Raw genomic sequence first — 13,064 nt, 5'->3', positions numbered from 1 at the left:
GTGAAGGGATGAAGACACTGAAGTTGTTGTTCAAATCATTGTTCGTTCTTGCCAATGTTTTGATCGTAGTGCTGTTAATTGCTTCAGCCTATTCAGATCGTGTTTCTCCTGATACTATCCTGGGATTTTCCTATTTGGGATTGGCTTTTCCTGTTTTATGCGTCCTGAATCTTTGTTTTGCTCTCTATTGGCTGTTTTTGTGGGAATGGCGTTTCCTGTTGATCGGTTTATGTTCTTTTCTGATCTGCTGGGGACCTGTGAAGAAGTATTTTCCTTATCATAGCCGGGTAAAGGATATCCCGAAGGAAAATGTATTGAAGGTGCTTACTTATAATGTGATGGGGTTTGCATACAAAGACCACACGAAGGAGTCTCCCAATAAGATCATAGAATATATCGCTAACTCAGGAGCAGATATCGTTTGTCTACAGGAATATGCAGTGGGTAAATCAGAGAAATTCCTGACTCCGAAAAAGGTTTATCAGGCATTGGATATGTATCCTTACCGTTCTGTTATTCCTATTAATTCATCGGGGTATTTGAATTTTGGTATTGCTGTTTTTTCTAAATATCCCATCTCAAACTCCCGGAGAATAAAATATGAAAGTGATTTTAATGGTTCTTCTGTCCATGAACTGAACGTGAATGGAAAGACATTGACCCTGATCAATAATCACTTGGAGTCGTTTAAGCTGACAATGGAAGACCGGAGCCGTTACACCGCTTTCATTAAAAATATCAGTACGGATACTTTTGACGGCATTAAGGGCGCATTGGAGCAGAAGCTGGGACCGGCTTTTAAAATGCGTGCCAGGCAAGCTGAAGTGGTTGCTGCTGAAATAGCTAAGGCAAAGGGTGATTATGTGGTAGTTTGTGGTGACTTTAACGACACGCCTATCTCATATGCCCATCGCACCGTTCAGGGACCTTTGGTCGATTCGTTTGCCGAATCGGGACAGGGGATGGGAGTTACTTACAATCAGAATATGTTTTGGTTCCGTATCGATAATATATTGCATTCAAAGAATATGAAGTCGATGAACTGTACCATTGATAAAATACGATATTCGGACCATTATCCATTGTGGTGTTATCTGAGTATGTAACTCTGTTGTTCAATTGCTATCTTCTGCAGCATCGAATACATCGCCGAACAGATTCTCTGCAAAGAAAAATGTCGCATTACAGAAAAGTAACGGATCTTTGATTAATGCGATCGTATTACTTTTTCCATTATTGGCAATGACGTTTTCTGCTGGATAAGTCTTGTATTTCTTTTCGTTATTCGGGTCGTACTGATAAGTGATATCGGTCAGTTCGATTGTGTATTTTTCATCGAAGCAATAAATCCTCATTTTATATTTGACGATTGTCTTGTCCGTTTCGTTCAGCAGTAATTCGACTTTGGAGTTGATAAATATCGTTCCTTTCGACTTACTGGAAGTGACGCTTGACAGGAAAACATCTTTCCCATAATTCTTTTTGGCCCACTTGTCGATTGCGTTGAACAGTTCGCCCTTTTTCATGCCTTCGACATCTACTTCATCGCTGTAACAAACCTTACCCTCTTTCATGGGTGCGCATGCCTCTACACTGCCTTTATGCCCCTGTGCCATGGCAAGCATAGGGCATATCGACAGTAGCAGGATTACTAATCTCTTCATTATCTTACTGTTTATCTGATCCATACGTTAAGTATTTCTCCGATCACTATTTTTTGTGCTCCTTCGCTGGATTCTCCTTGCTTGATACACTGGATCATAAACCAGGTTTCCGGATCATCTTTTTTCTTGAAAGAGATCGTGTAGATGTCGTTATCTCTGATCGCTTTATAAACTTCACTTTCCGGACTGATGGAGATGGAAGCAATGTTCTTTCCAAACATCTTACCCATTTCTTTCCAGGTAGCATAATGTTCCACCAGATTTTCCTTTTCGGCCGGAGTTACCTCCATTTTGCTGTCAGGTAACATATTTAGTAAGGTTGACGGAACCTTACCCGGTTCGAACGCGCTTAAACCCTGGCAAACTTCCGTATTGTTGCTTGCAGGAACCTGAGCTATGTTTTGTGCGGGTACTGTTACAACCTGGGTCGTTTGCTCCTGGGCTGGAGTAACAGCATAAGCCGGAACTGTTACGGCTGCCGGTTTTACACCGAATGCTTCACTGGCGCTCCGGAACATCTCGTCTGCAAAATCGATTGTCTTGCGGCGGAATTTACCGTTGCCGCGATTTAGTTTGTCTTTTTTCTTATTCAAAGCGTATTTGTCGGTAATCCATTCTTCTGCTGTATATTTTTCCGGTTCACGTTGATAAGAAACATTGTATTCGTAGCGGATGCCGGCCAGTTTGATGTTGGCAGAGTTGTCTTCACATTCAATCGTTACGCGATAGTCCATCAAGGTACGGTCCAGTGACAATGCTGTGCTTTGGAACACCAGATATTCTTCGCCTACTGCTGCGATATCTCCTTTGTCCTTGTCTGAATAAACCAACCGGCGGCCTTCTTCGCTGAAAAACTTCTCAGCCCATGTGTACATGACGTTATAAATCTGATCCTTGGAAAGTGAAGGCATACTTATCTCTTTGGTAAAGATAACTTTGCCGCCATCTTCAGGAACGGCTCCGGCTAAATACTTCTGATCTTCCTGTGCTATAAGCAGGGAAGGAATAAATAATAATAAGAATAATAGCTGTCTCATGGTGAATTCTGTGTTTTTTTACAGGCAAAGATATATATTTGTGTTTGAAATTAACTATGAGAGTGACAAATAATTAATCTAATTACTACTTGACAAAGAAAAAAAGCCTATATTTGCACCCTGTGAAAAAACGAAAATAAATAATGTAATAACATAAACTCAAGATTCAAATGCAAAACAAAGGATTTGTAAAGGTCTTCGCGGTGTTACTTACGCTTGTATGTTTGTTCTATCTATCGTTCTCATTTGTAACAAGATATTACAACAATAAAGCCGCTGAGTATGCAGGCGGGGATCCGTCGAAAGAGAGTCTTTATTTGGACTCATTATCTACTCAGAAGGTGTGGCTGGGCTATACGCTTAAGCAGTGCCGTGAAATGGAAATTAGTTTAGGACTTGACCTGAAGGGCGGTATGAACGTCGTTCTGGAGTTGAATGTGGCAGATGTTATCCGCTCACTTTCAAATAACAACCAGGATGAAAACTTCAACAAAGCATTGGATTTAGCCTATGCACGCCAGGCAACCAGTCAGAGAGACTTCATTGACTTGTTTGCAGAAGAGTACAAGAACCTGGACAATGGTGCACGCCTGTCTGCTGTTTTCAGTACTTTCGAATTGAAAGATAAAATTACTCCTCAGAGTACAGATGCCCAGGTTGTTGCAGTGTTGAAAAATGAGTTGAAAAGTGCTATCGATAATTCATTCAACGTATTGCGTACCCGTATCGACCGTTTCGGTGTAGTATCTCCTAACATCCAGCGTTTGGAAACAGCAGGACGTATCCTGGTGGAACTTCCTGGTGTAAAAGAACCTGAACGTGTACGTAAATTGTTACAGGGTAGTGCAAACCTGGAATTCTGGGAAACTTATCAGTTACCGGAAGTTTACCAGCAGTTGGTTGCTGCCGACAATATACTGGCAACAGTTCTGAAAGAGCATAATGACGAAGCTGCTGTCACTGAAACAGAAAGTGTTTCTACTGACGGTACGGATACGACTGCAACTGCTACAGAAACTGTAACAGATAATGCAGCTGCTACAAGCGAAGCTGATTCTTTGCTGCAGCAGATCGCTCAGGATAAACCTGAAACTCAGGCTAACCAGTCTATGGAAGAATTTGCAAAACAGCATCCGTTGTTTGCTTTGCTGCAGATCAACCAGTACAATGGTCAGTTAGGACGTGGTGCAGCCGTTGGTGTAGCTAACGTAAGAGACATTCCTAAGATCAACGAATATCTGGCAATGAAACAGGTGAAAGACGTATTGCCTCGTAACCTGTCTTTGAAATGGGGTGTAAAAGCAATCGATGAAAAAGAACAGTTCTTCGAATTATATGCTATCAAAGTTACTAACCGTGACGGAACACCTGCTTTAGGTGGTGACGTTGTAACGGATGCTAACGCTGACTTCGTTCAGCAAGCCGGCCGTTCTGAACAACAGGTTAGCATGGCTATGAACGCAGAAGGTGCTAAAGCATGGGCTCGTTTGACAAAAGAAAATATCGGTAAAGCGATCGCTATCGTTCTGGATGACATGGTTTATTCTGCTCCGAACGTAAACGATGAAATTACCGGCGGACGTTCTCAAATTACTGGTCACTTCACTCCGGAAGAAGCGAAGGACTTAGCGAACGTATTGAAATCAGGTAAGATGGCAGCTTCTGTGCATATCGTACAGGAAGACGTTGTCGGTCCGTCACTGGGTCAGGAAGCTATCAGTTCAGGTGTTATTTCATTTGCACTGGCTTTGATTCTGTTGATGATTTATATGTGTGCATTCTACGGTATTATCCCGGGTCTGATCGCAGACGGTGCCTTGGTGTTGAACATCTTCTTCACAATGGGTATCCTGGCTTCTTTCCAGGCTGTACTTACTTTGCCGGGTATCGCCGGTATGGTATTGACACTGGGTATGGCGGTCGATGCTAACGTGTTGATCTACGAACGTACAAAAGAAGAGCTTCGAGCCGGTAAATCGTTAGGTAAAGCTATTGCCGACGGTTACAGCAATGCCTTCTCTGCTATCTTCGACTCCAACCTGACATCTATCATTACTGGTGTCGTATTGTTCTACTTCGGTACAGGTCCTATCCGTGGTTTCGCTACCACTATGATCATCGGTCTGTTCGCATCCTTCCTTACAGCTGTGTTCCTGACTCGTATTGTTTACGAAGCATTACTGGCTAAAGATAAACTGAAGAATGTAACATTCGTAACTTCTATCACAAAAGACCTGTTGACTAATCCGAAGATCAACTTCCTGGGTGCCCGTAAAATCGGTTATCTGATCCCTACAGGTATCATCATTCTGGGAGCTATCTCCATGATGACAATTGGTTTGAATAATGGTATCGACTTCACTGGTGGACGTAACTATATCGTTCGTTTCGATCAGGATGTAAAGACAGATGAAGTTCGTAATATGCTGGATGAAAAACTGGATGGTGCTGTAAGTGTTATCACGATCGGTACTCCGGACCAGGTTCGTGTATCTACCAACTTTAAGATCGATGATGCAGATCCTGCAGTAGACCGGGAAATCGAATCATTACTGTTCGAAGGCGTTAAACCGCTGCTTCCGGAAGGAACAACATTGGATCAGTTTACAACTACTTATATTCAGAGTTCTCAGAAAGTAGGGCCGAGTATGGCTGACGACATCAAGAACAGCGCTATCATGGCGGTTATCTTCGCGATGTTCTGTATGGCAGCTTATATCCTGCTCCGTTTCCGTGATCTCTCATTCTCAATCGGTGCATTTGCATCAGTTGCAGTAACAACATTGTGTATCATTTCTTTCTATACATTATTATGGAAAGTATTACCGTTCTCTATGGAGGTCGACCAGACATTTATCGCGGCTATCCTGACGATTATCGGTTACTCTATCAATGATACCGTGGTTGTATTCGACCGTATCCGTGAAACGATCGGCCTGTATCCGAAACGTGACCGTTATCAGGTAATTAATGACGCATTGAACTCTACATTATCCCGTACATTCAATACATCATTGACTACATTGGTTGTAGTACTGTGTATCTTTATCCTGGGTGGTAGCACAATCCGTAGCTTTACGTTTGCTATCTTGTTGGGTATTATCATCGGTACTTATGCTACGCTGTTCATTGCAACTCCGATTGCATACGAATTGCAGAAGAGGAAAATAAACAAAAAAGCTGCTGCAGAACTTGCTAAGTAAGAAGCAGAAGTCATAGAATTATAGAAAAGGCCACCTCATTTCGGGGTGGCCTTTTTCTTTTTTGTGATATGCTTCTAAACATATAAACCGGAATTGTTCGGATTCATCTAAATAATTACCTTGTAGCCCACTTTAATGAATCGTGGATAAGAGTTAAAACGTCATCAATTTAGACTACATTTGGGTGAACAATTGTCGGAAAAAAGAGATTTGACATGTGTTTAGACCTGAATAATGAAAAGAAAAAATGGAAGGAGATAAATTATTAATAAGAAACGCCTCACAAGTTATTACCTGTTCTGGTTTTGCTGCTAAAAGAGGAGCGGAAATGTCTAACCTTCATATTATTGACGACGGTGCTGTCGTCATCTCAGGCGGTATAATCACACACGTAGGACCGACTAATGATATTTTGCGTACAGTCGATGCAGACGATTATCTGGAAATCGATGCGACCGGACGGGCTTTGCTTCCTGGTTTTGTAGATAGTCATACACATTTTCTTTTCGGAGGTTATCGGGAGAAAGTATTTTCCGAACGTTTGAAAAAGAATCATTCTTTGTCGCCTGTAGAATATAGCGAAGATGTTCTCGGAACTGTCAGTGCTACCCGTTCTTGTGATTTTGAGCAATTGTGGGAGGCCGGTTATGAACGTCTGGATGAAATGTTTAATATGGGAGTAACGACTGTAGAGGGGAAGAGCGGCTATGGTCTGGATTTTGATACGGAGTTGAAACAGCTTCGAGTTATGGCAGACTTGAATGACGAGCATCCGATGGATGTTGTTTCCACCTATTTCGGAGGACATGTTACTCCTTCCGAATATACTCATCAGACAGATGATTACATTACTTATATGATAGAGAAAGTTTTGCCGGAGCTTCGTTTGGAGAGATCGGTAACTTTCTGTGATGTTTATTGTGACCAGGGCTTATTTTCTTTACGGCAGACAGAACGTTTGCTCCGTGCTGCCCGCAGCCTGCGTTTTAAATTGAAAATGCATACAGATTCGATCGCTTCTTTTGATGGGGCGGAACTGGCTGCAAAGTTAAAGACAGTGAGTGCCGATCATTTACTGTATGTTTCAGACGTAGGTATCAAACGTCTGGCATGTAGCGGGATTGTTGCTACTTTGCTTCCTTTTAGTTCCTTTTCACAGAATAAGCCTTATGCCCGCGGACGTGAAATGATCGATGCCGGTTGTGCGGTAGCATTGGCTTCTGACTATAATCCGGGGAATTGTTTCTCATGTTCTATTCCAATGTTATTTGCCCTGGCATGTATCCAGATGAAATTGACTCCCGAAGAAGCTTTAACGGCGCTGACCATAAATGGTGCAGCCGCTTTAGGATTGGCGAAAAAGACCGGTAGTATCGATGTAGGGAAGAAGGCTGATTTGATATTATTGAAATATCCGTCATATAAGTTCTTACCTTATAATATCGGAATGAATATCGTAGATACAGTGATCAAGGATGGTATTCTCTATATGATCTGATTGCCGGATATTATCTTGCTTTTTTGTGAAATAGGTCGCTATATCGTGCTTAAGATGCTTAAATATAATGCTTTAGTATGGTTTTTGTGTTTGGATTACAGTGACTAGAAAAAACGATCGTTTTTTCTAGTCATTTTAAGTATACTGGGAATAAAATTCAAAGTTTACGATTTCTGATGGACATAAATGTACGGCAACTAAAAGAGAGTAACGAACAGATATTTAAAGGTATAGTAGAATCATATTGGCCGCGTTTACATAAATTTGCTCAAATTTATGTATTGGATAGAGAAGCCGCCAAAGAGATTGTACAAGATACCTTCCTCATTCTGTGGAAACAACGGGAAAATCTGGACGATGAGACTTGCCTGATAACTTATTTAATGGTTGTATGCCGGAACAAATGTCTGAATTATTTGAAAAGTCTGCAGTTTGAAAAGGTTGAAATAAATGAATTGACAGAATCGGCTATTTATCAGCGGAGTAATATTTATGTATTGGAAGACGATTCACTAGAGATTTTAGTAACAAAAGAATTAGCATCGGCTATAGAAGCATCACTTTCTAAACTACCTTCCCGTACAAGAGCTATTTTTATGATGAGCCGTTATGAAGGTCTTAAGAACCGGGAGATAGCCGAGCATCAGAATATAACGGTAAAAGCTGTTGAATTCCACATAAACAAGGCATTAAGTCATTTGAGACATGATCTGTCCCAGGAATATTTTATTTCCGTTGTTTTTGTTTTCTTGTATCTCATCTTAAAAAAATAACTACTTTAATATTATTGCTGATTTTCAGACATTTATTTGTCGTCTGAAAAAAATATTCATCAAAAGTAAAAAAAAGATTCATTTTCTGTTAGGGTAAAATTAAAAAATGTTGTTCCTCTTCCATCTGACATCAAAAGAGGATATATGGACAACAATTTAATTATACGTTTTATAGAACGGCAATGTACACTGGATGAAGCTCGTGAAGTTCTTCGCTGGATTGAAGCCAGCGAAGAAAATAAGGCAGTTTTCCGGAATATGCAGGCTGTGTATGCTTCTATCAGTATCGATAGCGCAGACCGTACCGGGAATGTGGATGCTGACGATGTACAACAGATCATGAAAGAGATAAGTCGGAAACGTTATCGTTTGGCTACTTATATCGGTGCGGCTGTTTGTTCGGCTGCTGTTATCCTGTTTGTCGTTTTATTCCCTTTCGAACAAAAAGATCGTTATGAATATGAAAAGGCTTTAGCCGGAATTACGGATAAAACGGAGATCACATTGACGGTAAGCGATCAAAAGGAGATAGAGTTGTCCGATACATCCGTTGTTGCCTATGATAAAAAGGGACAGATCGTGATCAATGATACGGTGACTGTTCCGAAAGAGAAAAAAGATAAAAGTGATCTGAATACAATCTATGTCCCTTATGGTAAACGTTCAACACTGATTCTGGCAGATGGCTCCAAAGTCTATCTTAATTCCGGCTCTTCCCTGGTTTATCCGGTTGTCTTTGCAAAAGATAAACGTGAAGTTTATTTGGATGGCGAAGCCTATTTCGAAGTATCCAAAGAATCCCGGAGAAAATTTATCGTACAGACAAGCTGTAAAGCTATAGAAGTATTGGGCACAAAGTTCAATGTTTCAGTCGATAAAACGCAGAATTTATTTGAAACGGTATTAGTCACAGGTAAGATTGGCCTGGAAAGTAATGCCGGTAAAATAGAACTTACTCCTAATCAATATTATGTCTACCAATCAGACTCCGGCCTGGATGAATTAAGAACAGTGGATGTCAGAGATTATATTTCTTGGATAGAAGGACGGTTGAGATTTAATCGTGAGCCTTTGGAAAAAGTGATCCGTAAACTGGAAAAGTCGTACAATATAAAAATCGAATTTTTTAATCCTAAATACCTGGAATATCTGATATCAGGAAATCTTGACCTAAAAAACACCGCAGAGGAAACGATGGATGTCCTGATGAGAATTCTTATTCCGAACTATAACCCGCAAAAACAAAAATTATTCTTGATAAAAGATAAAAAGTCATCCATATAAAATTGAAGCATTATGAAAGACTGTGTAAAAGGAAAATTATTGTTTAACAAAAAGAATCTATTATTATGGGAAAGAAGTCTAGCATGAGAAAAGCTGTTCCGCATGAACGGGGACCTTGGAGACGATTTTTGGCCGTAGGGCTATGTGGTTGTGTATCACTGACCATGTATGCAAATGTCTTGAAATCGCAGGTGAGTTTATCGTTCAACAATACTACATTAAAGAATGCACTGGAACAGCTTCAGGAGCAAGCAGGTGTTAGCATCATTTATTCAAATAATGTATTGAATGATGAGGCTGTTGTAAATCTTAATTCCGGAAATGTATCATTGGAAGAGGCTTTACACCTATTGCTGCTTAATCAGAATTGTTCGTACAAAGTAGAAAACGGGCAAGTAATATTGTTTCCTGTAGAGAAAGCACAGCCAACAGTAGCTGTTGTTTCTCAGGAAGGTTTTAAGGTCAAAGGTAGTGTTTCCGATGCATTCGGCCCTTTGGCAGGTGTGAATATCATGGTAAAGGGAACCATGACAGGTGTTATATCTGATGCGGATGGTAATTTTGAGATTACTGCCCCTTATTCAGGAGCCAGCCTGATCTTTTCTTATATAGGTTATCAGCCTCAGGAAATAAAGATCGACGGGAAAAAGATGCTGGCTGTTACATTGGTGGAAGATACCAAAGCATTGGAAGAAGTTGTAGTAGTAGGTTATACGACTCAGAAAAAAGCCACAATTACCGGTTCCGTATCAACCATCACTACTAAAGATTTAAAACAAAGCCCGACTGCAAACCTGAATAATGCCCTGGCCGGTAGAATGCCCGGTTTGATGGCAAACCAATTCGGTGGTGGTGAACCTGGTGTGGATAAAGCTGACATTCGTATCCGTGGTATGGGTACTTACGGAGACAAATCGCCGATCGTTATTGTCGATGGTGTTGAACGCGACATGAGTTATCTGGCTCCTGAAGAAATCGAGACATTTACAATTTTGAAAGATGCTTCTGCCACCGCTCCTTATGGTGTACGTGGTGCTAACGGTGTTATCATTGTTACGACTAAACGTGGTAAGGCTTCTGAAAAACCGAGTGTGAATTTTAAAGCATCGGTAGGAACGAATGCCCCGGTTAAATTCCCGACTTATTTAGGATCTGCAGACTATGCAACCTTATATAATGAAGCAATGATAAATAGTAATCCGGGAACAGATCCTTCAAAGTTGGAGCTGTTTACACAGGATGCTATTAATAATTACAGAATGGCAAAAGGAGATAATTCCGATGGTTTAGGTTATAACTGGGATTATTTCGATTATGCATTTAAACCTGGTATGCAGCAGGATTATAGTTTGTCTATCCGAGGTGGTTCCGAGCGTGCACGTTATTACGTGATGGCCAACTATTATTCTCAGAGCGGAAACTATGAGCATACGAATTTGACGGAACATGATACACAGGCACGGTTTAAACGTTATAATTTCCGTGCGAATGTCGATGTCGATATCACAAAAGATTTCTATGTGCGGGTGGATTTAGGTGCTCGTATCACGGATCGTCATGCTCCGGGAACGACAGCTTCCCAAATCGTTAGTTTGTGTAATACATTGCCTCCCTATTTGCCGATCACACTCCCGGACAATGATAATCCGGATAATGAAGATTATGTATTGAATAATCCGTATGGTATGCTATATGGAGACTACAAACATCGTAAAAATATTTTAGGAGAGCTGTCAAGAACCGGATATCTGGTTGAAAAGAATACTTATCTGAACGGATCGTTTGCAATCGGACATAAGCTTGATTTTATAACGAAAGGTTTGAAAGTGGAAGGGGTGTTCTCATACGATGCATCTGAAGGTAACTGGGTCAGACGGGAACTCGGGAATCGTTCGGATGGTTATATGAACTTTACTAAATATGCCACATTCCAGCCGGCAGATGGGAGCTACGGTTCATATTATATGAATAATTCGAATTATACAGGTAAGTATGTCTTAGGAAATCCCTGGTATGACAAAGATGAGACAATCGGAAATGCATTTAGCCATAATGCAGCTGAAAGTAAGACCTATTATCAGTTAAAGCTGGATTATATGCGTACATTTAATGATCATGACGTTACGGCTATGGTTTTATTAAACCGTTCGAACCGGAGTTATGATAATCGTGTAGCTTATCGTTACCAGGGATTGACGGCAAGGGCTACATACGCCTTTCAGAATAAATATTTGGCTGAATTCAATATCGGATATAATGGTTCTGAAAACTTCGCTCCGGGCAAACGTTACGGAACGTTCCCTGCCGGATCTATCGGATGGGTTATTTCTCGTGAAAAATTTATGCAGGGTGCTGATAAATGGTTGAGCAATCTGAAATTGAGAGCTTCATACGGTTTAGTAGGTAGTGATAAAATTTCTGATAATAACGACGATCGTTTTGCTTATCTGCAATTCTTCAAGGAAGGAGATAAGTATTCATATGGTGTAAATGAATTCGGAAACGAGTATAGTGCATTAAAAGAAGGTAATTTTGCGAATCCCAATCTGACTTGGGAAAAAGCACGCAAGTTGAATATCGGTATCGATGCATCTTTCTTCAATGAACGTCTGACTTTCTCGGCAGATTATTTCTATGAACATCGTTATGATATTATTACCAATTTAAGCGATGCCGGAAAATTAGGATATCCGGGAATAGTCGGAAAGGATGCGCCTTTTGTTAACTCCGGTATTGTGGATAATAGAGGTATAGACTTTGAAATCGGTTGGAATGGTAATATAGGAGATGATTTCCGTTATTATATCAAACCTAATTTCACATTTGCACGAAATAAGATTACATTCATGAATGAAGTATCGTATGATAACGAATGGCGTGCAAATACCGGTAAGCGAATCGACGAATATTTTGTTTATGAAGTAGATCATTTCGTGTATGACCAGGCAGAAGCCGATCGTTTGAACGCAATGAACAATGGAGAAGGTTTCCAGCCTTGGGGTACATTATATCCGGGTGACGTAGTTTATAAGGACTTGAATGGAGATGGAAAGATTGATGATGAACACGACCGTCGGGCAATGGGTAATCCTCGTACTCCGGAAATTCAATTCGGTATTCCTCTCGGTCTTCAGTATAAAGGTTTTGACGTAAGTCTGTTATTCCAGGGAGCTGCCAACTCCAGCATTTTGCTGAATGGTGCAGGTGTATGGGATTTCCCGCAATATGATCAAGACCAGATCGGTAAGGTAAAACCAATGCACTTAAACCGTTGGACTGAAGAGACCAAAGATTTTGCTACTTATCCTCGTTTGACGATTGGTAAAAATGACAATAATAAGAATTCAAACAGTAGTTTATTCTTATACAATGCTTCTTATTTGCGTTTGAAGAATGTTGAGATTGGATATACTTTACCTAAAAGCGCTATTCGTTTTGCCGGATTGCAGAATGTCCGTTTTTATGTACAAGGTATGAACCTGGTTACATTTGACAGCCTGGGTGATGTGGATGTTGACCCTGAAACAAAAGAAGGAGACGGAGCTTGGTATCCTATCCAGCGCATATTCAATTTTGGTGTTGATATTACTTACTAATTTAATAAC

At 40.6% G+C, this 13,064-nt stretch carries 8 protein-coding genes; 6 read left to right on the top strand and 2 right to left on the bottom strand.

Annotation, left to right across the window (positions count from 1 at the left end):
* Positions 1-8: 8 nt before the first annotated feature.
* A complete protein-coding gene (locus tag DWX23_RS04865) occupies positions 9-1,106 on the top strand; it encodes an endonuclease/exonuclease/phosphatase family protein (RefSeq protein WP_183668668.1) in 1,098 nt (365 codons plus the stop codon).
* A 9-nt stretch (positions 1,107-1,115) separates the two neighbouring features.
* Here the strand turns inward: DWX23_RS04865 and DWX23_RS04860 are convergent, their stop codons facing one another.
* Both DWX23_RS04860 and DWX23_RS04855 read right to left on the bottom strand, forming a co-directional pair.
* Positions 1,116-1,688: a DUF4468 domain-containing protein gene (locus DWX23_RS04860; protein WP_122373641.1), complete on the bottom strand. Its 573-nt coding sequence runs from the start codon at positions 1,686-1,688 to the stop codon at positions 1,116-1,118.
* Entirely contained in the window at positions 1,676-2,701 is a 1,026-nt protein-coding gene (locus DWX23_RS04855; protein WP_122373640.1) for a DUF4468 domain-containing protein, read from the bottom strand. Before DWX23_RS04855 ends, DWX23_RS04860 begins: the two co-directional genes overlap by 13 nt.
* A 170-nt stretch (positions 2,702-2,871) precedes the next feature.
* Here DWX23_RS04855 and secDF point away from each other — a divergent pair, with 170 nt between their 5' ends.
* From secDF to DWX23_RS04830, 5 genes are all read left to right on the top strand, one after another.
* Entirely contained in the window at positions 2,872-5,904 is a 3,033-nt protein-coding gene (gene secDF / locus DWX23_RS04850; RefSeq protein WP_122373639.1) for a protein translocase subunit SecDF, read from the top strand.
* Between the two features lie 247 nt (positions 5,905-6,151).
* Positions 6,152-7,402, top strand: coding sequence for an imidazolonepropionase (gene hutI, locus DWX23_RS04845; RefSeq protein WP_122373638.1), 1,251 nt, complete (start codon positions 6,152-6,154; stop codon positions 7,400-7,402).
* A gap of 176 nt (positions 7,403-7,578) precedes the next feature.
* A complete protein-coding gene (locus tag DWX23_RS04840; protein WP_122354528.1) occupies positions 7,579-8,175 on the top strand; it encodes an RNA polymerase sigma-70 factor in 597 nt (198 codons plus the stop codon).
* A gap of 144 nt (positions 8,176-8,319) precedes the next feature.
* Positions 8,320-9,459: a FecR family protein gene (locus DWX23_RS04835; RefSeq protein ID WP_122373637.1), complete on the top strand. Its 1,140-nt coding sequence runs from the start codon at positions 8,320-8,322 to the stop codon at positions 9,457-9,459.
* Between the two features lie 65 nt (positions 9,460-9,524).
* Positions 9,525-13,055, top strand: coding sequence for a TonB-dependent receptor (locus tag DWX23_RS04830; protein ID WP_122373636.1), 3,531 nt, complete (start codon positions 9,525-9,527; stop codon positions 13,053-13,055).
* The last annotated feature ends 9 nt before the right edge of the window (positions 13,056-13,064 follow it).

Origin of the sequence: Parabacteroides sp. AF18-52, from assembly GCF_003479145.1 — a bacterium.
Classification (GTDB): Bacteria; Bacteroidota; Bacteroidia; order Bacteroidales; family Tannerellaceae; genus Parabacteroides; species Parabacteroides faecis.
This window is presented reverse-complemented; position numbering and strand designations above follow the sequence as displayed.

What these genes read in the sequence shown, in the direction of transcription:
- DWX23_RS04860 (WP_122373641.1), bottom strand. Translation starts at nt 1,688, where the DNA reads ATGGATCAGATAAACAGTAAGATAATGAAGAGATTAGTAATCCTGCTA.
- DWX23_RS04855 (WP_122373640.1), bottom strand. Translation starts at nt 2,701, where the DNA reads ATGAGACAGCTATTATTCTTATTATTATTTATTCCTTCCCTGCTTATA.
- DWX23_RS04865 (WP_183668668.1), top strand. Translation starts at nt 9, where the DNA reads ATGAAGACACTGAAGTTGTTGTTCAAATCATTGTTCGTTCTTGCCAAT.
- hutI (WP_122373638.1), top strand. Translation starts at nt 6,152, where the DNA reads ATGGAAGGAGATAAATTATTAATAAGAAACGCCTCACAAGTTATTACC.
- secDF (WP_122373639.1), top strand. Translation starts at nt 2,872, where the DNA reads ATGCAAAACAAAGGATTTGTAAAGGTCTTCGCGGTGTTACTTACGCTT.
- DWX23_RS04840 (WP_122354528.1), top strand. Translation starts at nt 7,579, where the DNA reads ATGGACATAAATGTACGGCAACTAAAAGAGAGTAACGAACAGATATTT.
- DWX23_RS04835 (WP_122373637.1), top strand. Translation starts at nt 8,320, where the DNA reads ATGGACAACAATTTAATTATACGTTTTATAGAACGGCAATGTACACTG.
- DWX23_RS04830 (WP_122373636.1), top strand. Translation starts at nt 9,525, where the DNA reads ATGGGAAAGAAGTCTAGCATGAGAAAAGCTGTTCCGCATGAACGGGGA.